Here is a 24,317-nt window from a genome sequence, read left to right as displayed (position 1 = left end):
AAAATTACTTTTAGAAATCATTCTTTTCAACCATTGGTTAATAATTTAATTTTAAATTTTTTGATAATTTAATTTAAATTACTCTTCCAATCTTACATCAAGTCCAAGACCCTGTAACTCGTGAAGTAATACGTTGAAAGATTCCGGAATACCTGGTTCAGGCATTGCTTCCCCTTTCGCAATCGCTTCGTAAGTTTTTGCTCTACCAATCACGTCATCTGACTTCACAGTCAAGATCTCTCTCAAGATATTGGATGCTCCAAATGCTTCCAGAGCCCAAACCTCCATCTCTCCAAATCTCTGACCTCCAAATTGCGCTTTACCTCCTAATGGCTGTTGCGTGATCAATGAGTATGGTCCGATAGAACGTGCGTGCATCTTGTCATCTACCATGTGTCCCAGTTTCAACATATAGATCACACCTACAGTTGCAGGCTGCGTAAATCTCTCTCCGGTTCCACCATCATAAAGATAAGTGCTACCATATTTAGGAACGCCAGCTTGTTCTGTGTATTCTGTGATCTGCTCTAGAGTTGCCCCATCAAAGATCGGTGTTGCGAACTTAAGTCCTAGTTTGGTACCAGCCCATCCAAGAACAGTTTCGTAGATCTGACCAATGTTCATACGAGAAGGTACCCCAAGTGGATTCAATACGATATCTACTGGTGTTCCGTCTTCTAGGAATGGCATATCCTCTTCACGAACGATTCTTGAAACGATACCTTTGTTACCGTGACGACCAGCCATTTTATCTCCAACATTCAATTTACGTTTCTTAGCGATGTAAACTTTAGCCAGTTTGATAATACCTGCAGGTAACTCATCTCCGATAGACAATGCAAATTTCTCACGGTTTTTAACGCCCGCAAGATCGTTGTATTTGATCTTGTAATTGTGGATCAATTGTTTGATCAATTCGTTCTTGTCAGAATCAACTGTCCAATCTGCACCACTGATATTGTTATAATCTTCAACATTTTGAAGTAATCTCAATGAGAATTTAGTTCCTTTGCTGATCACTTCTTCTTCCAGGTCATTTTGTACACCTTGAGAAGTTTTCCCAGAAACTAGAGTATTCAATTTGTCGATCAACGTATTTCTTAGACCGTCGAACTTAGCTTTGTAAGTATTTTCGATCTCTTCCAATTTGATCTTCTCTTCGCTTCTTTTCTTTTTGTCCTTGATATTTCTAGAGAACAATTTTTTGTTGATCACAACTCCTCTCAATGAAGAATCTGCTTTCAATGAAGCATCTTTCACGTCACCAGCTTTGTCTCCGAAGATCGCTCTAAGAAGTTTTTCTTCCGGTGTTGGATCAGATTCACCTTTTGGTGTGATCTTCCCGATAAGGATATCACCAGGCTTCACTTCTGCTCCGATTCTGATCATACCATTCTCATCTAGATCTTTGGTAGCTTCCTCAGAAACGTTAGGAATATCTGCTGTCAATTCTTCCATACCTAATTTGGTATCACGAACCTCAAGAGAATACTCATCTACGTGAATTGATGTAAACCAGTCCTCGCGAACTACTTTTTCATTAATTACGATCGCATCCTCAAAGTTGTAACCTTTCCAAGGCATGAAGGCTACCACTAGGTTTCTACCCAATGCCAACTCTCCGTTTTCAGTAGCATAACCGTCGCAAAGAACTTGTCCTTTTTCCACTGTCTGACCTACTCTTACGTTTGGTCTTAGTGTAATCGTTGTACTCTGGTTGGTCTTTCTGAACTTGGTCAGTTTATAAGTTTTAGTCGCAGAATCGAAGTTAACTAGATCGTCCTCCTCGCTTCTTTCGTATTTGATCGTGATCTTCTCAGCATCCACATATTCTACGATTCCAGTTCCTTCTGCATTGATCAAAACTCTAGAATCTCTAGCTACTTGTTTTTCCAAACCTGTACCTACAACTGGTGCTTGAGGATTCAACAATGGAACGGCCTGACGCATCATATTCGATCCCATCAAAGCTCTATTCGCATCATCGTGCTCTAGGAACGGAATCAATGAAGCAGAAATACCAGAGATCTGGTTTGGCGCCACATCGATTAGATCAACTTGTTGAGGCTCAACTACAGGATAATCTCCATCCAGACGAGCAATGATTCTGTCAGTCAAGAAAACTCCATTATCATCCAAGTCAACGTTTGCCTGAGCAATTACTTTGTATTCCTCATCTTCAGCGTTAAGATAAGTTGGAGCAGCTTGTAGATCTACTTTACCGTCTTCAACTTTTCTATAAGGCGTCTCAATAAAACCAAGCGTGTTGATCTTCGCATACATTCCTAAAGAAGAGATCAAACCAATGTTTGGTCCCTCTGGCGTTTCGATCGGACAGATACGGCCATAGTGTGTATGGTGAACGTCACGAACCTCGAAACCTGCTCTTTCTCTTGATAAACCACCAGGTCCTAGGGCAGAAAGTCTACGCTTGTGCGTGATCTCTGATAGAGGATTGGTCTGGTCCATAAACTGAGAAAGCTGGTTGGTACCAAAGAATGAATTAATAACAGACGTCAAAGTCTTAGCATTTACCAAGTCAACCGGTGTAAAGATCTCGTTATCTCTAACGTTCATTCTTTCTTTGATCGTTCTTGCAATTCTAGAAAGACCTACACCAAATTGTCCAGACAATTGCTCTCCAACAGTCTTGATCCTTCTGTTTGACAAGTGATCGATATCATCTACCTCAGCTTTTGAGTTAACAAGCTCAATCAAGTGTTTTACAATAGAGATGATGTCTTCTCTCGTCAATACTTGATTTTCTTGAGAGATATTAAGACCTAATTTTTTATTAAGTCTGTAACGACCTACTTCACCTAATGAATATCTCTGCTCGGAGAAGAATAATTTTTCGATAATTCCTCTTGCAGTTTCCTCATCCGGTGCATCAGCATTTCTCAACTGACGGTAGATATATTCAACCGCTTCTTTTTCTGAGTTGGTTGGATCTTTTTGTAAAGTGTTCTGGATGATAGAGAACTCGCTGCTATTTTCTTTGTGGATCAAGATCGACTTAACGCCAGAATCCAAAATAACATCAAGGTGTTCTTTTTCAAGAATCGTCTCTCTGTCTAGGATGATCTCGTTTCTTTCGATAGAAACTACCTCACCTGTATCCTCATCTACGAAATCTTCGAACCAAGTGTTCAAAACTCTCGCAGCTAATGTTCTTCCTTCTACTTTTTTAAGTGCCGCTTTGGAAACTTTCACTTCCTCTGCAAGGTCAAAGATCTGAAGAATCTCTTTATCAGATTCGAAACCGATTGCTCTTAACAATGTCGTTAAAGGTAATTTTTTCTTACGGTCGATATACGCATACATTACGTTATTGATATCCGTCGTAAACTCCATCCAAGATCCTTTGAAAGGGATAATTCTTGAATAGTAAAGTTTGGTACCATTTGCGTGGTAAGTCTGTCCGAAGAATACACCCGGAGACCTGTGTAACTGAGTTACAATAACACGTTCTGCACCATTGATGATGAATGAACCAGAAGGTGTCATATAAGGAACAGGACCTAAATATACATCTTGTACAACAGTCTGGAAATCTTCGTGTTCCGGATCGGTACAGTATAGTTTAAGTCTAGCTTTTAGAGGAACGTTGTACGTCAAACCTCTCTCAACGCACTCATCTATAGAGTAACGAGGAGAATCTACAAGATAGTCTAGGAATTCCAAAACGAATTGGTTTCTAGAATCTGTAATTGGGAAATTTTCCTGGAACGTTTTGTAAAGTGATTCGTTCAAACGTTGCTCAGGAAGCGTGTCTAACTGGAAAAACTCCTTGAAAGACTGGATTTGGATGTCCAAAAAGTCAGGGGTGTCGATTCTACCTTTCGCAGTGGAAAAGTTGATTCTTTCCGTTCCTTTCACTTTTTGTGTGGCCTGTGTTTTACTCATAAAATTATAAGAAAAAATGGGTTAAAAAATATTTTGTTTATCTCAAAAATATCGAAGCAGAAGAAGAAGCTTGAAAAAGATGAAAAACACTCGATTTTTGGGCTATCAGAATTGGCTTTAAATCTTTATCTTAGTTCTCGATTCTAATTCTAAGCAACGCTGGTATATCTTTTCACAACGTAATGCAAAATATTCTTTTCTAACTAAAATTTTGGGAAACAAATAAAAACTTACAAAAACAACAAAATCCCTTGTAGCCGAAGACACAAGAGTTTTACAAAAATTGTCAATAGATAAATTTACTTTTTAAGCCCAAAATGAGGCGCAAAGATACAACTTTATATCCTGAATTGCAAGAAGATATTAATAAATACTTTCCTGATTAAGATTTACTAGCAATAATCCCAGACCTATTTATGTAAAAGCATCTGTTTATCAAAAACGTAACCCACCAAAACCCTGAAACCATTAACGCATCAAAAAAAAACAAGGCTTTTTATTGCAAATTAAATAATTAAAGAACAACTCTTTACACCTGCAAAATACTATAATAAAATAAAACTAATACGAAACAGAAACTCAATCTATAATGCCTGATAAATATTATTATTAATAAAATTATGCGAAGCATAGTTTCGTTAATATATAATTTACTTTTTTTTATCTTTGCAGCAGAAAACCAAATGTTTATTTCTCTTAAAAAATTTATCTTATTTAAGGCTTGTGAAATTGTCACGAAGCAAGATTTTTTTTTGAAAACTATTCTACTGGATTTAAAAAAAATATCTAATCTATAAATAAAACCAATCAATTACCTTCATGAAAAAATTCTACTCAATTGTAGCAAGCATCTCCTGCACGTATATATTTGCACAAGTCGGCATCAACACCACAACACCAAAGTCCACTCTGGAAGTGGTCGCCAATACCAATGGCGATACTCAAGCCGAAGGACTCATTATTCCGAGATTAACGGGAGATCAAATAAAAACCATGACCGATAATCTGCAAGCAGGAACCGAATCTTTAATGATTTATGCTACTTCTGCCCCTGCGGTTTCTAATGCTAAAGTTGATAAAATTACAAAAGCCGGATATTATTATTGGAACGGCAGCATTTGGGAAACTATTGGTGGACTTACATCTAATATTTATACCGCCGATGGTACAATTACCAGCGCACAAGCAGCCAGAAATGTAGAACTGAATGGCAAAAACCTTGTCTTCTCCGGTGTTGGAAGTGTTGGAATTGGCGTTGCGAATCCATCTGCAAAGCTAGATGTTGCAGGAACGGTGAAAGCCAGCGCAGTGGACTATAATTCGGATGCAAGATTAAAACAAAACATCACTCCGATTACTAATGCAGATGAAATAATATTAAAACTAAATCCTGTTTCTTATTTCTGGAACGAGAACGGAAAAAAGAAAGGTGGAAATGCCCAGCTTCAATACGGGCTTATCGCTCAGGAAGTAGAAAAAGTACTTCCCAATATCGTAAACAGCGATTCGGAAACCTATAAATCGGTAAACTATAACGAACTGATTCCTATTTTACTGAAAAACGCTCAGGATCAGAATATCAAAATCAAAGAATTACAAAAAGAAATAGAACTCCTGAAAAAAGGAAAATAATCCAAAATTAATTCTGTACAATCTATTTATTCAGTTGAAGTATAACTATTCTTCAATTCTTTTTATAATGTAATTCTCATCAAATGAAACTAAAACTATATCTCATTTTCTTTCTGGCTCTCTGTCAACAGATTTTTGCACAAAGTGACTACTATTGGGTTGGCGGTGCAGGCTCCTGGAGTGACCTAAACCATTGGCGTATCGGCTCGTCAACGGGACCACAAGCGACTATTATTCCTTCCAGATATGATAATGTTTTTTTTAATAATGGGAGTGGGTTTACCACTACTTTAGGTCAAATTATAATTCCATCAGTTGCCACCTGTAAAAACTTCATTGTAGATGATAACTTTTCCAGCAGTATCCGTTTTTCACCAGGAAGCATATTAAACATTCATGGAAACTTAAAATGGCGAGGAAATATAGCTGCATACTATAATATAACATTTAACTTCTATTCCGATAGCGGGAATACATTGCCTAACCTTATAGATATTCCAGGAAAACTTATAGATGCGAGTTGGATTTCTACGACTTATCTCTCCTCCGTTAACTTTTTGGGAAATGGTAGTTTTAAGTTAATCAATGATTTTAACAGCAACGGCTATTTCTCTTTTAATGTAGGAGAAGGTGCATCCTTAGACACTAACAACAAAAATATAACTGTAGATCGCGAAATTACCTATACCTCTTCTGCGGTATCCGATTTTGGAACGTCGCAATTGAAATCACTTAGTTATACTACAGCCGCAACTTCGACCTTTAATGCAAATGTCAATCTTACGCAAGCTTCCATCACAGTATATTCATTAAGCTTTCCAACAACACAGAATGTAAAAAATATATCGTTCACAAAGAAAATTACGGTAGGTACATACCTGAAAACAGAAAATATTACGGGAGTATCGAATGCCGCATTAGAAACTTCCACAGGTACGGGAGAATATGAGATCGGAACCCTAAATATCCCAACTGGCAATTCTTCTTGGACTTATATTGGAAGCAGTACACCTACCAATAATATAGCGACGCTGAAAGTGGGGACTCTGACAATGGGAGGAGATGGTAACCATAATTTTTATGCATTACGAAATGATATCTCCAATCTTACTTTAGGTAGTGGAAATAGTAGTTTTTATACGGGGAAATATAATATCGACAATCTTACATTGAATGGTGGGAATTACTTTATTTCGTCAGCATCTGGAGACGAATTCAAAGTAAATCAAAACCTTATTGCTAATGCTTCCTGCGCTGGTACAATTCCTAAACTTACAGGGGGCAATGTCATCATCCCAGCAACGGCTAATGGCGGTGCAGTTATCGATTTTCCGAGATATATGTTTCAGAACGTAAAACTTACTGGAGGAGCTTCTGTAACGGCGGCAATAGATAATGGCGGCAATACGGGGAATATCAGCTTTGTCGGCTTAGCGTCCCGGACTTTTTACCGTATTGGAGGTGGTGGCGCTTGGAATGATTATGCCAAGTGGTCTTTCTTTTCTGGAGGAACGTCTGCGAATTGTCTGCCAACAAGATTTGATGATGTCATCTTTGATGAGAAATCTGGCTTTACAGCAGGTAATAATACCCTGACAGGAAGTTCGACCTCAATTGAGGTTCGAAATATGACCTGGAACAATACTCCCGGAAACCCTATATTTAGTCCTGGTTTTTCTTATGTCAATATCTACGGGAGTCTTTATTTACAAAAAGATATGACAGCTTCCACTGCAACGTTTAGCTTTTTTAAAATTAGTCCTGCAGATCCGCCGATAGACCGTTATATGAGCTTTGAAGGGCAGAAAATTAATACCTTATATGTAAGTGAGTTGGCAAATGATAATTTTCATTTGCAACCGGCAAGCTGGGCAGCACCTTATGATGTAGAGGTAGTGGGAGGCTTTAGCTTCAATGTAATGAACAATGGTATTGGGCAACCTGCCAATCTATATGCCAATAGTACAAAGATTAATGCAAACTCTGTTTATCTTGGAGGTAAATCTGTATTCATTGATAATACGCTCATCCGTACCCCTACGCTTTGGATGTACACCCAGCAGCCTGTAAATGCACCAGCTTCTACACTATATATTGCAAAAGAGTACAATGGTAAAAAAGACACCTATACTAATGCTAATCATTTCTTTGGCAATATCTATATGGAGGGTACAGCAACAGGTACTTTTTCAGCGGTAAAATCCAATTTGTTCCAGATAAATTCTGGGACAGATATTAGCATTACCGATGCAACAACTAATATATTGAATGTCAACGCTGGAAATAAAATATCTTTTACAGGGACTGATTTCGTAAAGAATTTTAATGTTAATACAGCAGTTGATTTGGTTATTAATGATTTGACCGTTACCGACACCTTTGTGTATAACCGTTTGGATTGCGATATCGTAAAATCCTTTACAGGAGCAGGAAACAGTAATCTTATTTTAGGAAATAGTATTAACGGTAATGGTTTGGTAGAGCTTAATCGTTTATCAGTTTCTTATATCCGTGCGTCCTATGTGACACCGGTTGCTGGTTCCAATCCTATTAATGCCAACAATTCTATAGATAATACAGCCAATAGCGGTATCAATTTCACAATACCTGCTCCCAAAAACTTTTATTGGAAAGGTGGCTCTGGCAATTGGAATGATATCAACCACTGGTCTCTGGATTCTACCCCGGCAAGAGCCACCAGCACTTGTGGGATTCCTACGCTATACGATAATGTATTTTTTGATGAATATTCTGGAATTGCTACGGTTGGTACAACTAATGTTGAAATACAAAATCCCGTTTATGTTAATAATATGACATTTAGTGGGCTTCCAGCAACTGCAATTTTTAATATTAAAGGTAGTTATAGTTATCAGACTTATATAAACGGAGATCTTACACTATATCCCGGATATGGTGCCGTATACAACAACAACCCTGGGTTTACCCTGATTAATAGAAACAAGCCGGCAGGCATCAACAAATCGGTGTACCCGAACGGAGCAGGTGCAAATTTAATTTTTACGGATAATGCCAACTGGAAAGTGTATCACGGGACAGAAGCTGTAGATATGTCATCCGGCTCAATTAATCAACAGTATATTGCTAGGCTGGATCTTAGCGGTACGGTGTTGAAGCTGAATCAACTCTCTACAACCGGAACAGAAATCCTATTAGACGGATCAGATATTTCTGCAAGCACGATTAATATTAGTCCGCAAACCCCGGTTAATTCGCTTAATAGTATTTTGAAAGGTGGTTCTATTAAAACCAATTCTCTTGCTCATTATTTTGAGAGGATCGATATACGGGGTTCTTATATCAATTATTCTGGACAGTTTTTGACCACTATTGATTTACCAAATACCAAAGTAAATCTTCTGAATATTTTAACAAATAGTAATAGCAGCACCCCTATAAAAAGTACTACATACGCGACTGTAAGATTTGCCAGTCTGAAGGAAGTAAATCAACTGAACATTGAGAAATCAAATATCATTGAGCTGGCAAATAATATCAAGGTAAACCAGTCTATGTTGTTGCAGGGAGGATGTACGAATGCGGATCAGCTGCTGATACGGGGATATAATAATGTGCTAGGGCAAATCATAATCCCTGTATATAATACTACAGATTTTATCATTAACAGAGTAAGGTTAAACTATATATCATCTTCCGGCGGACAAACCTATACAGCAACCGAAAGTACGAATGTGGGCGGAAACTCGGGGATTAATTTTGTTGCAGCTCCTTCTAGGGATTTGTATTGGGTAGGAGGACAAGGTAACTGGAATGACGGAAATCACTGGTCGCTAACCTCCGGCGGAACTCCTGTCGGCAGTTGCGGTTTCCCAAGCGCACAGGACAATGTGTTTTTTGATGCTAATTCAGGTTTCACAACGACACAGAAATCTGTAATCGTTGGCGGTAATCAAAGTTCCCTTGCCAATAATGTTACCTTTAACATTGACCCTAATTCTCCATTAGTAAATGTAGAAACATATTCTAATGAGAGAAATCTTCTAGTTTATGGAAACCTTGTTTTACAAAATAATACAACATTTGGTTCTTTTATTTCCGTTACTATGCCGCAAAGTACCACACCTGGGCAAACCAGGTATATTGACACTAAAGGAGTAACGGGAGCGAGGATTAGTATAAACGCGTCTCAGGATTATTTTGAGCTTCAGAGCCCTTATAAAGGTTCAATATACGGAACGAATGTAAAAGGTTTCAAAACCAATGACTATCCAATGGATATTAATACTTATGGGCTGCAGTTCAATTACACACAGAACATTAATCAGGTATTGGAGTTCGGACAATCCGTAATTACTGATGCTTCATCAGGTAGCGGTATTGTTATTTCATCAGGTAACAGTTATCCTGTAACGATAAATGCCGCGAATGCTAAAATAGCAACCGGTAACTTTGTCATCAATGTTCCGAACCAGAATAGCTTTGGCGATATTGCCATCAACAAAAACGGAATATTTAATGCGGGATCAACAATACACAACTTCAACAAGGTAACTTTCCTGGGAATCCTGACGCCTTCGGCAACCAGTACGCTGGCTTCTGCTGGGAATTATAAGACCCTGTACTTCTCTCCCGGAAATTATAAAATAGCTTCGGGGCAAAACATTTCCAAAAACCTGTTTATGACGGGAACACCATGTAACAGGATCAATATAAGTAGGACAGCAGATTTCGGGCAAAGTCTTATCAATTTGAATATGGCAGCAAGCTATACATTGTTTTACGCTTCTATTCAGGATATGAATTTTTCAAGAACTGTAAATGCCTATGGAAACAGTCAGGATTTGGGTAACACCAGCAACCTTACTATTGTACCCACCAATGTGCAGGCTGCGGGATTTGGGAATAAAACACTTTGTGCTACTGATTTCCCCAAAACCTATGATGGATCAGCTTTATTTGGTACAGATCCTAATGCAACTTATACGTGGACAAAGATGGGAACACCTGATGTGGTGATCAGTACTCAGCCTATTGTTACCTTTACCCAACCGGGAAGCTACAAGGTAAATGTAACTTCCAGCCAAGACGGATGTAACATTACAGAAAACTTTACGGTTTCTTCTTTTGCTTTACCTGTAGATAATACTACTGTTTCCACTGCCAGTGTATCCCAGTTGCCTATGGGAAATGTTCCCGTTATTTTCAAAGGAAGCCAGACCAGCCAGACCTATATCTTTACATACAGTATTAACAACGGTCCCGATATGGAAATCACTTCCAATACAAATGGTGTTGCAACAATTAATCATCCGAGAAATGTCGCGGGCACTTTTGTGTATCATTTGAAAGGGATTCGTTTTGCTAATGGAATGGCTTGTCCAGTTATTATTAGTAATAAAGATATTGTTGTTCAAATTAATCCTGATTGCCCAACACCCGGAGTTGTCCAGATGTATGGCACCGAATTGATGGGATGTACAGCAAGTAAGGGAGCAAAAAGACTCGCAGAGGCATCCCCGATTAGCATTACAATTCCTTCTTTGGATCTCAATATAGCACGCTTCATCCCAGAAACTGGCATTATTGTTAAAGAAGGTACAGATGTTTTCCTGCTTAGAAACATCAATGCTTCACCTGAGATTTTAACAGGACTTCCAGCCTCAAAACCTCATGTAGTAGGTGCGATACTCTACCATAACGATCATTTTTATGAAGGCGTAGAAAACGGAAAATGGATACGGATTGATAATGATTAAATAATGGCTCAAAATTTATAATGATTATTGAATAAGCAATACCATTCGTAAAATAACCTGAGTTCGGTTTAAGCAAAGTCTAAAAATAATTGACCGTCATTTACTTTTTTCAAGTTTAATGGCGGTTTTTTTGAAAAGAAACACTATGCAGTGAGACTTCCACAGTTTTACAAAAGAGCTTCAAAAAATCAAAGAACTAGAATCGGAGAACAATCGATTGAAAAAGATGAACATGCACTCAACATCAGACAGGCGTGTAAATGTGTGAGTTGGGAAATCCTCGTGTTCTGGATCTGTATAATACACTTTCAATCTAGCTTTTAATGGAACGCTGTACGTCAAACCTCTTTCCACCAACTCATCAATAGAGTAACCGTGGAGTATCTACAATATAATCCAAAAACTCCAATACGAATTGGTTTCTGGAATCTGTAATTGGAAAATTTTCCTGAAATGTTTTGTACAGCGATTCTTTTTATCGCTCTTCAGGAAGTGTGTCTAGTTGGAAAAATTCCTTGAAAGACTGGATTTGGATGTCCAAAAAGTCAGGAGTTTCGATTTTACCTTTTGCAGAAGAAAAGTTAATTCTCGGAGTACCTTGAACTTTGGGAGCGGCCTATTGTTTTACTCATAAAACTTTTAAGAAAGGGGTTAAAAATATTTTGTTTTAAAAAATATCAGAAAAAATAAGAAACAAGATAAATGTAAAAAGGTAAAAGTGTTTTTGGCGCACAGAGAACATTACTATTAACATATTGATTTCTAATTATCTCTAACTGCAACGCCGGTATATCTTTTCACGGAGTAGTGCAAAATATTTTCCTTGAATTTTGCTTTGGGCGGTAAAATGATATAAATGCCTGAAACACGAACGCTCTTCCGGATCTACCGAAAGAGTTGAATTTCAATATTTTATTGATTTACAAACAATTATTAGCGCCAAAACGAGTGCAAATTGAGGAAAATCAATTCGCTTTCACAAGTAAAAAACCATCTCCGGAGAGATGGTCAGTTATAAAGTTTTGTTAAAATTTATTTAAACTTCGTCGCTTACGGTTTCCAGAAACTCCAGACTTTACCGTTGAAAACAGCGAGCTGTTTTGTGATGGTGTCGTAAACCATCATTCCGGGTTCCGGGTTGATGATGTTCAGGTGTGGGCTTGGAACTTTTGGTAAAACCATTGCTTTGTTAGAATCCTCCAGAACTAAAATTCCGGGAGTTGCTGTTGGGGTTCCAATCGCAACCTTTGCATCAGGCTTGTCGGTTAATGATGTCTGAAGTATGGTGTACACCACTCCTGTGGTATCATAATTCGCCTGTCCGTCAACGGTTGTGGTTTCGTTTCTTGTTAAATTAAACCAGCTTCCGTCAGCTTTACGGTACTTCATGATTTTATCGGCAGTATCGAAAACAATGGTTCCCTGCTGTGCGCCGGTTACGTCTCCTGCAGAAGTTACCCATGGAACAATAATTCCTTTGCCCTGTCCTGCAACATAATCCCCAAACTCTACTGAAACTGAAGTATTGGTTACTGCGGACTTTCCGATCGCTACCTGCGCAAATGCGCAAGTAGATACAGTAAGTGTTAGTAGTGCTATAATGTTTTTCATTTTGTCTTTTGCTTTAATTTTTTTGTTGAATTAAAATTTTAAACCTTTAAATCTAATTATGGACAGGCCGGTGTTGAGTAACAAGACCAAACTGTTCCGTTGTAGATTTTCAGACACTGTGCTGTAGTATCGAATACCATCATTCCTTCTACAGGGTTTGCAATATCTGTTGCAGGGTTCGCTACTCTATTCACTACAAAACCTTTGGTTTTTGCTTCAAGGACTGTCCAAGCACTTTGTCTTACCATTGGCCAGTTGCTGTTGTCAGCACCTGCTCTTCCCAATGCCGTAATACCGTGGTTGGACGGGACCTGTGTTCCGGCAACCGTAGTTGGAAGTTTATAACAGTAATTATCAAACTTAATGACAGCCGTAACGCAATGCGCTCCATCGTTATTGGTTGAAGCCTGCGAAGCGGAAATGGTTGTTGGCGCCCCCGTAACTTTATCAAACATTGTGAAAACAGAACCGCTGTTTGAAGATGCATAGATTTTGCCATCTCCACTTCCAAACCATGCTCCATAATCATTAATAGGATGAACATAACTTGTATCATTAACCGCACCTGTAACAGGGTTAATTGAAACAACCTGTCTAGATACAGTATCCTGAGTCCATAACAACTGATCGGTTACCGAATAAGCAATATCAATAAAGTTTATATTTCTGCTTAGTGGAATTAAGGTAGCTGTTCTGGTAGCAATATCAACTTTATACAGTTTGTTATTTCCGGTACCTGCAAGTTTTATATAGTAATTCCCATTATTATCAATCTCTCCCGAAGTATAGCCTGCAGCGATATCAAGTCCGCTAATGACACCCAAGTTATAGAAGGTACCATTAGCGTCAATTCTGATTAGGCTCTTGGCAACATTTGCACCTCCACTAATTCCATAAATAAAATTATCTGTCGGGTTATAACCCGTTGCATTTACTGGGTAAGTAGCACCTGTTCCAATCTGCACAAAATTGAACGGATTGGTCGAAGTATCTATTCTATAAAGCTTAGCCTGAGAATCCTGAACCATATACATATTGCTATCGCATATAAAAGGTACAGCACAAGAATTAACCATTATATTTTGAGAATCGCCTATACCTTGCCCCACATCTCCTACAATATCTGCCAAACCTCCAGAGTTTACCAGCATAGGAACTCCGTTGGCATCTACTGTGGCAATTGCGGGTGTATTTAATGTACCAGAGATATTTGAACCAATTGCATTGCTCCCATTTAGCATTGTTTGAGTAATATTATCACCACCTTCTATAGCATCAGGGCAACCGTCACCATCAGAATCTAAATCTAAACTATTAGGAAACCCATCGCCATCAGTGTCAACCTCTAAAGGTAAAGAACATAAAGAAGAAAATCTTACTCTTTGATCATTGTTTAATCCTCCTGTAGAAGCAGTAAATCCAAAATAAACTTTATTAGCTCCTCCAAAATAATTAGTAACAATGTTCCCTGTATAAGTACCTACTAAAGTACCATCTACTGTATAAGACAATGTTTGAGATGCCGAGTCCCAATTTACAACTACCGCATGCCAAGCTCCATTTTCTAAATTTGGTAGAGCTACAGTGGAGGTAATTGCCGTTTGATCAGATGATTTCCAGATTTGTCCGTGGTCTGCTACTGGATCCAAAGCTGGGCTTCCTGTATTGCTATAAGTATCTAACTCTAGAACCACACCATTCTGAATTCCTCTAGCACCTATACCTTCTCCTGCTGCTCCAATAGCATTAATTCCAGCAGGATCGTTTTGGAATACTATTGCCATACCATCTGCACCTGCATCATTATTTCCCAAATAGGCTTCAAAAGGCATTGAAAAATTCTTAGTAAAATCTATTTTACCATAAGACCACATTTCACCTGCTTGCGAATTTAAAGCTGGTGTTAGTTGTACTTCATTTGAACTTATTTGTGAAGCATTTCCATTGAGTTCAAAAATTTGATTAACTGGTTTATCTAATCCATTCTCTGTACAATCCAAAATTCCATCATTGTCATCATCTAAGTCAAGAGAATCTGGTACCCCGTCTCCATCAGAATCTGTAATAACTGGGGTAGTAGATACAGATGCTGTATTGTTTGTAGTGTTAGGGTCTGCTATTCCGCTAGTTGTACTAATTGTGGCTGTGTTGGTAAAATTACCTGTGGCGTTTACAATTGCAGTTATGGTTAAAGTTGCATTTGCTTGGTCATTAAGGTTTCCTATAGTCCAGACACCAGTTCCAGGAACATAGGTTCCAGTTGATGCAGTGTGTGAAAAATAAGTATAACCAGAAGGTAATAAATCATTAACGGTAACATTTGAGTTATTAGAGGCTCCAAGATTAGAAGCTGTAACTGTGAATACTATATTGCTTCCTTCTGTGGGAGTTGCATTACTTACAGTTTTGGTTACTCTAAGATCTGATTCCCCAGCACTTACACTCATTAGAAAAGCATCAGCTAAACTACCATTTGAAGCTGTCCAACTTTGTCCTGCTGAGTTTCCATTCATATAAACCTCTAAAACAATTGTTTTTATATCATTCGCTTGAAAATTAACTGTTCCTCTTCCAGAATTAGTTGTTGCTGGATTTGTAAGACCTATATAGCTATTATTGATTGTTTTTGCGGTGTTATCTATCGTAAGATTTGTTCCTGATGGCAATGAAAGGTTAGTAGTACCTAAGATTTCTTTATTAGAGGAATTTAATACAGACTTTACTGTAAATTCAGCTGTAAATGAGAATCCCGTACCTAGTATTCCACCTAATCCTTTTAAGTGAAGTAAGGGATTATTAACTCCTCTACTAAATGTAATGGTAACTTCACCCATTTTGTATCTTCCAGTGGTGGATTGAGCACCTAATGCATTTGTTGAAATCAATGTTCTTATACCATAGTTGGATGCAATATTTATTCCTGTTCCTGCCGTAGAGTTATAACTTGTATATTGGTTGTTGTCAGCTGTCCATGGAGCAGCAGTTGAAACATTTCCTAAACTATTTAAAAGTTGATAAGCAGGTGCGTTAATAGTAGAATTACCAAGAGCAACATCTCCAAAAAACAAACTTCCCGGTTGATTGTTGTAGGTGTTGTTTCCTGTATATGTTTGATTATTTACAGTAAATGTTGCACTCAAATTAGAAGGCGTAGTATAAGCAGTAAAAGTATTACCAGAAGGGTTATCTGTGTTTTTTTGTAAATTTGTTGAATAAGTGTATACTACACCATTACTCGCTGCAGGGCTTGCCATTTCAAGAGCAGGTGTTTGCGAAAACCCAAAAACGCTTATAACCAATAAAATTAGTTGTAAAAAAGATTTGAATGTTTTAAAATTTAGAGTTTTGTTCATGTTCTCTATTTTCGATTTTTAGAATATTGTATAAAATCTACCATCCATTATCTATAGGGATAATTGGTAGTAGAGCAGTAGTAGTTTTAAACGCTTAAATAAAAGCAGGGGGAGGTCTAGAAAATAATATGTTTTCTACAGAAGTAGAGTAATGTGCTTTATATAAGATATTTTCTTTTGTTTGGTGTATTTTTGATAAATAGAGTATATCTAAACTATTGTTAGGGTTAATGAATTGATATGCATTCTGAGATATAACAATTGATTTACAAAAGTTTTTGATATTTGTAAAGAAGTTTTCAGAATCATTATTTTTAGCATTATAAACAATAATTTCTTTAGAATCTTCAATTTTTTTAATCGTTTTTTCCTGGATTAATTTTTTTGTTTTTTTGGCAAAGGAAATGCTTTTTTTATCCTTTTTTGATTGGATGTTCTTAGAAGTTTTATTATGACTTGTGAGCAGATTGTTTTCGTTATTTTTAAGTTCTAATGTATCTTTTTTGCTCTGAACAATAATTATAGCTCCTTCAGAAACATGTATGTTTTCTAAACCAGTAATCTGAACTTCTTGAGAATAAATGTAAGTAGATAGGTGTAAAAGAATAACAAGTAAAGCCTTACGAATTAATAAATTGTAAATCCTTTTAACGACAAAAAAATAATAACTATCAAAAGGACAGTTGTATTTCTTCATTTTTTTTCAGTTTGTGTTTATAGAACCTTTGCAAAGATATGATTAATATTTTTATTATCAACATATTAAGAAATTTATTTGGGTTTTTTCTTTCCATAAAAAAATCCAACTCTAAAAAAGAATCGGATTTTGATATGACTATGTATAAAATTTATTAAGGTTTCCAAAACGTCCAAACGGTTCCGTTAAAAACGGCTAACTGATTTTTTACCGTGTCAAAAACAATCATTCCAGGAGCTGGATTAACAATGTTTAAATGAGGAGAAGCTACTTTAAGTAACACCATAGCTTTATTAGTATCTGCCAATACCAATATGCCAGGAGTGTTATCAGTATCAGGGTTTCCACCAATTTGAACTTTAGCATTGTCTAAATCTGTAATAGAATTTTGTAAAGTTAATCCGTCAACAGAAGTTAAAGGATCTACAGTAGTACCAGATCTTTTGAAGATTTTTTTTAATTTTTTCCTCAATATTTTTATATTTCTCGGCATTATTTTTTTTAGTTTGTGCCAACGAATTCTTTAAAGGTTTTTCCTTGACGAAAACTTTAGCCTCATCCTTTAAAGAGGTTTGTTTGATTACCTCCTTAGAAATATTTTCTATGTAGGATTCTTTCAAAGAGGTATTTTCTTGAGTGATGATTTTTGCATCACCAATAATGATAATTCCATTATGTTCACTTTCGTGAGCATAAAAATCTTGAGAATAAGTAGTTATTGGGAACAATAAAAAAAAACAATGCTCCCCCAAGTAATTTAAGGAGCAATCCAGAAAAAGAATCTTCCCTTTTAAGGAAGATATAAAGAATTTTTTTTTATCAATTTGTGAGTTTTGAACAAATGAATTTGCATTCAAATATTCTGCTTGCAAATATACAGTAAAAAAAAATTATATACATAAATTAGTTAAAGAATTGATAAAAAAAAGCTGCCTCATTACTGAGACAGCCCTATATATTTTATGAACTAAAAATTACTTCAATTCTACTTCTGCACCAGCTTCTTCAAGTTGTTTTTTCAAAGCTTCTGCTTCATCTTTAGAAACCGCTTGTTTGATTGCAGTTGGAGCACCATCTACCATATCTTTAGCTTCTTTAAGACCTGCACCAGTTAAATCTTTTACCAATTTAACAACTGCTAATTTAGAAGCACCTGCAGCTTTAAGAATTACGTCGAATTCTGTTTTCTCTTCAGCAGCTTCTCCACCACCTGCAGCAACTACTACAGCAGCAGCAGCTGGCTCAATTCCGTACTCATCCTTAAGGATAGTAGCTAATTCGTTTACGTCTTTTACTGTTAAGTTTACTAGCGTTTCAGCTAAATTTTTTAAATCTGACATTGTTGTAATGTTTTTTGTTGATTATTGATTGATTTTTTTGAGTTCTAATTATTCAGCACTTGGAGTTTCTTCCGTGCTTTCTGCAGTTGGAGCTTCTGGAGCCGCCTCAGCAGGAGTTTCTTCTACAGCAGGAGCAGCAGCTTCTTCAGCGCCAGCCTCTACAGCTTCAGATTTGTTTTGAAGAGCAGAAACAACTCTTTGGATTGGAGACTGAAGCAATCCGATGATTTCACCGATCATTTCTTCTCTAGACTTGATGCTTACTAATGCGTCTAGGTTCTCATCACCAACATAGAAAGTTTCTTGAACGAAAGCAGATTTAAGAGCTGGTTTCTCTTCTTTCTTTCTGAAATCTTTGATCAATTTTGCTGGCGCGTTAGCCGTTTCAGCAATCATCAATGCAGAGTTTCCTTTGAAAGTTTCGAACATCTCAGCGTAATCTACACCTTCGATCTGTTCCATTGCTTTTTGAAGCAATGTATTCTTCACTACTTTTACTTTGATATTTTGTTTGAAAGCTTGTCTTCTGAAGTCAGAAGATCTAGCAGCGTTCAAACCTTGTAGATCTGCTACATAAACTACTTTTGCATCCTGAAGCAAGTCTTTGATCTCTTGTATCGCTACAACTTTTTGGTCTTTTGTCATTGTCTTAAGGATTATAATTAGTTAACAGATTTAGTATCAATTGCAATTCCAGGACTCATTGTAGAAGACAAATAAATGCTTTTTACATAAGTTCCTTTTGCAGCAGTTGGTTTTAACTTGATCAATGTTGAGATCAACTCAGCAGCATTTTCTTTAAGTTTAGCAGCATCGAAAGATACTTTACCAATACCTGCATGGATGATACCATATTTATCTACTTTGAAATCGATCTTACCAGCTTTCACCTCAGCTACAGCTTTTCCGATGTCCATAGTTACAGTACCGGATTTTGGATTCGGCATAAGACCTCTTGGTCCTAAAACTCTACCCAAAGGTCCTAGTTTACCCATAACTGCAGGCATAGTCACGATAACGTCAACATCTGTCCAACCATTTTTGATTTTAGTCAAATACTCGTCAAGACCTACATAGTCTGCACCAGCTTCTTTTGCTTCTGCTTCTTTGTCTGGAGTTACCAAAGCCAAAACTTTGATATCTTTACCAGTACCATGAGGAAGAGATACAACACCTCTTACCATTTGGTTTGCTTTTCTTGGATCTACACCCAATCTAACAGCGATATCTACAGATGCGTCAAATTTTGCAAAATTTACTTCTTTTACCAAAGCAGAAGCTTCGTCAAGATTATAAATTTTATTTTTTTCCACTTTGCTTAAAGCTTCTTTTTGCTTTTTTGTCAATTTTGCCATTTCTTTAAGTTTTAAGCGTTAGTTGGTTTAGTTCCTGTTACTCTCAATCCCATAGATCTAGCAGTACCAGCTACCATAGAAATTGCAGGATCAACAGAGAAACAGTTAAGATCTCCCATTTTGTCCTCTGCAATTTTCTGAACCTGAGCCCAAGATACAGCACCTACTTTGTTTCTGTTAGGTTCTCCAGAACCACCTTTCAATTTTGCAGCTTCCAATAATTGGATTGCAACTGGAGGTGTTTTGATGATGAATTCGAAAGATTTATCTTCGAAAACCGTGATCACTACCGGAAGAACTTGACCAGGTTTATCCTGAGTTCTACCGTTGAATTGTTTACAAAACTCCATGATGTTCACACCTGCAGAACCCAATGCTGGACCTACTGGTGGAGAAGGGTTGGCAGCGCCACCTTTCACCTGAAGTTTTACCATTTTAAAGACTTTTTTAGCCATTTTAATGTTTTGATTTGATTAATAAATAATTGAATGTGGAAGCATTAATTATTCAACATAAGTCACTTCGCATAAAAGTAGACCTATATTTCGGATTGCAAAAGTATAAAATATTTTTCAAGTAGCAAATACTTAACTAGTTAAATTTCAGAAATAAAATAATATTTTTTTTATTTTATTAACAAACCTAAATGGAAATCATCCTTTGCTCAACTTCGGCGAATCGTTTTACATTGATCATGTCACTTGAGAAGATAATACAAGCAAATGTATTTCAACATTAATAAAAATTAAAACAAAAAAAACCGCTCATTTCTGAACGGTATTTTTTTTATATCTGAAAAGTATTAAACTACTTTTTCTACTTGCATGAAGCTAAGTTCCATTGGTGTTTTTCTTCCGAAGATCAAAACAGAAACTTCTACTTTCTTCTTGTCTTCCAAGATTTTCTCAATAGTTCCGTTGAAACCGTTGAATGGACCTTCGATTACTTTTACGTTTTCACCAACGATGAATGGAATTTCTACATCTGTCGCAAATTCTGAAAGTTCATCCATTCTTCCGAGCATTCTGTTCACCTCAGATTTTCTCATTGGAACTGGCTCACCTCCTTTTGTTAAACTTAAGAAAGAAATTACGCCAGGGATATTTTTGATCACGTGAGGTACTTCTCCTATTAGATCAGCCTCTACCATTAGATAACCAGGATAGTAAGGTTTCTCTTTAGGCACTTTTTTTCCATTTCTGATCTGGATCACTTTTTCCATAGGAATCACTACTTGAGTGACGTAAGCTTCCATATTCATTCTCTGGATCTCGCTCTCAATATAGTTCTTCACCTTATTTTCCTGTCCGCTAATAGCTTTCAGCACATACCATTTCGATTCGCTCATTAGGAAAGTATTAGGGATTAGTTAAAAATATTAATAAACGTCGCAATAAAATTCTTGATCGTCACACTGAAGAGTGAATCTACTCCAAATGTAAATAAAGCAAGTATCACAGTGCTCACAGAAACAACGATAGTTGAAGACTGCAAGTCTGCCCATTTTGGCCACTCTACTTTATCTTTAAATTCTGTATAAGAACCTTTTAAAAATTCTACTAAGCTCATTATTTTCTTTTTGCACGGGCACTAGGATTCGAACCCAGATCAACGGTTTTGGAGACCGGTATCCTACCATTGGACGATGCCCGTAGATTAAAATAGTTCCGTAAGTTTCCTTACGGAACTATTTATATTATTTAGATGATTAGTCTGTGATCTCAGTAACCTGACCAGCACCTACTGTTCTACCTCCTTCTCTGATCGCAAATCTAAGACCTACGTTAAGAGCGATTGGTTGCAACAATTCTACAGTGATAGTTAAGTTATCTCCAGGCATTACCATTTCTACACCTTCTGGCAAGAAGATCTCACCTGTAACGTCAGTTGTTCTAACGTAGAACTGAGGTCTGTATTTGTTGTGGAATGGCGTGTGACGTCCACCTTCTTCTTTAGAAAGGATATAAACCTCAGCTTTGAAGCTTTTGTGTGGTTTAACAGAATCTTTCTTAGCGATAACCATACCTCTCTTGATGTCAGTTTTTTCAATACCTCTCAACAATAGACCTACGTTATCTCCAGCTTCACCTCTATCAAGGATCTTTCTGAACATCTCAACACCAGTGATAGTAGAAGTCAATTTCTCATCACCCATACCTACGATATCAACAGGATCTCCTGTGTTGATTACACCTGATTCAATTCTACCAGTTGCAACAGTACCTCTACCTGTAATAGAGAATACGTCTTCGATTGGCATCAAGAATGGTTTATCTTGATCTCTAACTGGAAGTTCGATCCAAGTATCAACAGCATCCATCAATTCTTCGATTTTACCTACCCATTTAGCATCTCCGTTCAATCCTCCTAAAGCAGAACCTTGGATGATTGGAGCGTTGTCTCCGTCATATTCGTAAGAAGATAAAAGATCTCTGATCTCTAACTCTACTAATTCTAATAATTCTTCATCGTCAACCATATCTACTTTGTTCATGAAAACAAGTACGTTAGGTACGTTTACCTGACGACAAAGCAAGATGTGCTCTCTAGTTTGAGGCATTGGTCCGTCAGTAGCAGCTACTACTAGGATAGCTCCATCCATTTGAGCAGCACCTGTAACCATGTTCTTTACGTAATCCGCGTGACCTGGACAGTCAACGTGAGCGTAGTGTCTGTTAGCAGTTTCGTACTCGATGTGAGCAGTATTGATAGTGATACCTCTTTCTTTTTCTTCTGGTGCAGAATCGATAGAAGAGAAATCTCTTGCAGTTCCGAATCCTTTATCAGATAACACTTTACTGATTGCAGCTGTAAGTGTAGTTTTACCATGGTCAACGTGACCAATAGTACCAATGTTCAAGTGGGGTTTGTTACGATTAAACGTTTCCTTTGCCATGATTTAATATTTATTAATTAATTATTTATTTTTTTTCGGTTTGCAAATATAACGATTTTTTGAATATCAAAAATATTTTTATTAAAAATTTCGATATTCAAATTCAAAAACCGCAAACCAAAGCATTTTTGTCTTTTGACGTGGCAAATTTACATAAAAAAATCAATTAAAAAAAGTGGATTAAATCCAACATCAGTTTTATCTCGTATCTGCTTATTGAAACTCTAAAAAAATAAGCTTTATGAAAAAATTATTCAACCTTTGTCTGGCAACTTTTGCCATTGTGTCGGTAATCTCTTGTGATAATGATGATACGATCACCGGAATGCCGGAAGAACCAACAGTAACTGTAGGACCAAATCAACTGGCTTACGGACTTACAGAAAACAATGAACTTGTAGCTTTCAACACAAACAATCCGGCAATGTTCAGTTCAAAAACCGCTATTTCAGGAATTGCGGCGGGAGAAAAATTATTAAGTATTGATTTTCGACCAGCTACTGGAGAACTTTACGCTCTTTCAAATGCCAGTAAGTTTTACATCATCAATACCGCAACAGCAACCTCCAGAGTTGTTAGCACAACAGCTTTTACGCCAGCAATCGCAGGAACAACAGCTTCAATTGATTTTAATCCAACTGTTGACAGAATCAGATTGGTCACAAATACGGGACAAAACCTCCGCCTCAATCCCGAAACCGGCTCCGTTGCGGCAACTGACACAAGCATCGCAACAACAGCTTCAATCGCAGGAATCGCGTACACAAATAGTAAATCAGGGGCAGCATCTACAATATTGTATGACCTTGATATGACTTCAGGGAAATTATTCAAACAAGATCCGCCAAATAATGGCACTTTGGTAGAGGTTGGAAGTTTAGGAATCACTTTTACTGGTCAAGCAGCATTTGATATTAATCCAGATAACAGTATAGCATTGATCGCAGCCACAAAAGATTCTAAAAATAATCTTTACACATTGGATCTTTCAAACGGTAAAACAACCAACATTGGAACTTTGTCGCAGAAAGTTATCGACCTCGCTATTCCAACAGACGCTGTTGCGTATGCCGTAGATGCTTGGAACACACTTCAGATCTTTAACCCGAACAAACCGGAACCAGTTTCAAAAGCAATCACTGGATTGCAAAATGGAGAAGGAATCTTAGGGATCGATTTTAGACCTTTGAACGGACAACTTTATGCTTTGGGAAGCTCCAGCAGAATCTATACTATCAACTTGGGAACAGGAGCAGCAACTCAAGTTGGATCAGGAACACTTGCCACAACACTTATCGGAACCGAGTTTGGTTTTGATTTCAACCCAACAGTTGATAAAATAAGAGTCGTGAGTGATACTGGCCAAAATCTGAGATTAAATCCAATTGATGGCGCTGTTACAGCAGTGGATGGCATCATAAATCCAGGAACACCAACGTTGAGCTCTGCCGCTTACACCGACAACTTCGCTGGCGCCACAACCACATCGTTATTTGTGATCGACCACAATACCGACAAATTATACCTTCAAAATCCACCGAATGCTGGAACATTGGTAGAAAGAGGTGCTCTGGGAATCAATATTACCTCGAACAACGGATTTGACATCGGGAGTACAAGCCAGAAAGCTTATCTTGTAGCCACCGTGGGAACTGAAACTAAGATCTACACTGTAAACACTACGAATGGAGCTGCGACCGCTGTTTCAAACTATCCAAATATGGTAAAAGGATTTACCGTAGGATTAGGATTCTAAAAATAACCTTAAATAGGATCAAGATCAAAACCT

The 24,317-nt window shown here is 37.3% G+C and carries 15 protein-coding genes, 1 tRNA gene and 1 pseudogene; 3 read left to right on the top strand and 14 right to left on the bottom strand.

From position 1 onward, the window contains the following. Positions 1 to 78: 78 nt before the first annotated feature. Positions 79 to 3,906 (bottom strand): DNA-directed RNA polymerase subunit beta, encoded by a 3,828-nt coding sequence (gene rpoB, locus AXA65_RS12680; RefSeq protein ID WP_063970463.1) that lies wholly within the window; start codon positions 3,904 to 3,906, stop codon positions 79 to 81. An 819-nt stretch (positions 3,907 to 4,725) separates the two neighbouring features. Between rpoB and AXA65_RS12675 the strand changes: the two genes are divergently transcribed. Together AXA65_RS12675 and AXA65_RS12670 are read left to right on the top strand one after the other, a co-directional pair. Continuing rightward, positions 4,726 to 5,538: a tail fiber domain-containing protein gene (locus tag AXA65_RS12675; RefSeq protein ID WP_063970462.1), complete on the top strand. Its 813-nt coding sequence runs from the start codon at positions 4,726 to 4,728 to the stop codon at positions 5,536 to 5,538. 83 nt (positions 5,539 to 5,621) lie between these two features. Then, complete coding sequence (locus AXA65_RS12670) at positions 5,622 to 11,276, top strand: beta strand repeat-containing protein (protein WP_063970461.1); 5,655 nt, start codon at positions 5,622 to 5,624, stop codon at positions 11,274 to 11,276. A 267-nt stretch (positions 11,277 to 11,543) separates the two neighbouring features. Here AXA65_RS12670 and AXA65_RS19585 read toward each other — a convergent pair. The 13 genes and pseudogenes from AXA65_RS19585 to tuf form a co-directional block, all read right to left on the bottom strand. Further along, positions 11,544 to 11,862: pseudogene (locus AXA65_RS19585) on the bottom strand (hypothetical protein); the annotation flags it as partial. Between the two features lie 464 nt (positions 11,863 to 12,326). After that, positions 12,327 to 12,887, bottom strand: a complete 561-nt coding sequence (locus tag AXA65_RS12665) for a hypothetical protein (protein ID WP_063970460.1) — start codon at positions 12,885 to 12,887, stop codon at positions 12,327 to 12,329. A 56-nt stretch (positions 12,888 to 12,943) separates the two neighbouring features. After that, positions 12,944 to 16,240, bottom strand: a complete 3,297-nt coding sequence (locus AXA65_RS12660; protein WP_063970459.1) for a DUF6923 family protein — start codon at positions 16,238 to 16,240, stop codon at positions 12,944 to 12,946. A gap of 94 nt (positions 16,241 to 16,334) precedes the next feature. Then, on the bottom strand, positions 16,335 to 16,937 hold the full coding sequence (locus AXA65_RS12655) for a hypothetical protein (RefSeq protein ID WP_063970458.1): 603 nt from the start codon (positions 16,935 to 16,937) through the stop codon (positions 16,335 to 16,337). A gap of 154 nt (positions 16,938 to 17,091) precedes the next feature. Continuing rightward, the gene (locus tag AXA65_RS12650; RefSeq protein ID WP_131797815.1) at positions 17,092 to 17,430 is read right to left on the bottom strand and encodes a hypothetical protein; all 339 of its coding nucleotides are present in this window, start codon (positions 17,428 to 17,430) and stop codon (positions 17,092 to 17,094) included. 481 nt (positions 17,431 to 17,911) lie between these two features. Continuing rightward, positions 17,912 to 18,277, bottom strand: a complete 366-nt coding sequence (gene rplL / locus AXA65_RS12640) for a 50S ribosomal protein L7/L12 (protein ID WP_063970455.1) — start codon at positions 18,275 to 18,277, stop codon at positions 17,912 to 17,914. A gap of 48 nt (positions 18,278 to 18,325) precedes the next feature. Continuing rightward, complete coding sequence (rplJ, locus tag AXA65_RS12635) at positions 18,326 to 18,922, bottom strand: 50S ribosomal protein L10 (protein ID WP_063970454.1); 597 nt, start codon at positions 18,920 to 18,922, stop codon at positions 18,326 to 18,328. Positions 18,923 to 18,939: 17 nt separating this feature from the next. After that, positions 18,940 to 19,632 carry a 50S ribosomal protein L1 gene (gene rplA, locus AXA65_RS12630; protein WP_034966476.1) on the bottom strand — a complete coding sequence of 231 codons (693 nt, stop codon included), beginning with the start codon at positions 19,630 to 19,632 and terminating at the stop codon, positions 18,940 to 18,942. Between the two features lie 11 nt (positions 19,633 to 19,643). Continuing rightward, complete coding sequence (gene rplK, locus AXA65_RS12625; RefSeq protein WP_063970453.1) at positions 19,644 to 20,087, bottom strand: 50S ribosomal protein L11; 444 nt, start codon at positions 20,085 to 20,087, stop codon at positions 19,644 to 19,646. Between the two features lie 347 nt (positions 20,088 to 20,434). After that, positions 20,435 to 20,980, bottom strand: coding sequence for a transcription termination/antitermination protein NusG (gene nusG, locus AXA65_RS12620; protein WP_063970452.1), 546 nt, complete (start codon positions 20,978 to 20,980; stop codon positions 20,435 to 20,437). A 17-nt stretch (positions 20,981 to 20,997) separates the two neighbouring features. Next, a complete protein-coding gene (gene secE, locus AXA65_RS12615) occupies positions 20,998 to 21,201 on the bottom strand; it encodes a preprotein translocase subunit SecE (protein ID WP_063970451.1) in 204 nt (67 codons plus the stop codon). A gap of 13 nt (positions 21,202 to 21,214) precedes the next feature. Beyond that, a tRNA-Trp gene (locus tag AXA65_RS12610) sits at positions 21,215 to 21,285 on the bottom strand. Positions 21,286 to 21,340: 55 nt separating this feature from the next. Then, positions 21,341 to 22,528, bottom strand: coding sequence for an elongation factor Tu (gene tuf, locus AXA65_RS12605; RefSeq protein ID WP_028123380.1), 1,188 nt, complete (start codon positions 22,526 to 22,528; stop codon positions 21,341 to 21,343). Positions 22,529 to 22,769: 241 nt separating this feature from the next. Between tuf and AXA65_RS12600 the strand changes: the two genes are divergently transcribed. Then, positions 22,770 to 24,284, top strand: a complete 1,515-nt coding sequence (locus AXA65_RS12600; protein WP_063970450.1) for a DUF4394 domain-containing protein — start codon at positions 22,770 to 22,772, stop codon at positions 24,282 to 24,284. Positions 24,285 to 24,317 lie beyond the last annotated feature (33 nt).

The sequence above is a fragment of the Chryseobacterium sp. FP211-J200 genome, from assembly GCF_001643375.1.
Taxonomy (GTDB): Bacteria; Bacteroidota; Bacteroidia; order Flavobacteriales; family Weeksellaceae; genus Epilithonimonas; species Epilithonimonas ginsengisoli.
This window is presented reverse-complemented; position numbering and strand designations above follow the sequence as displayed.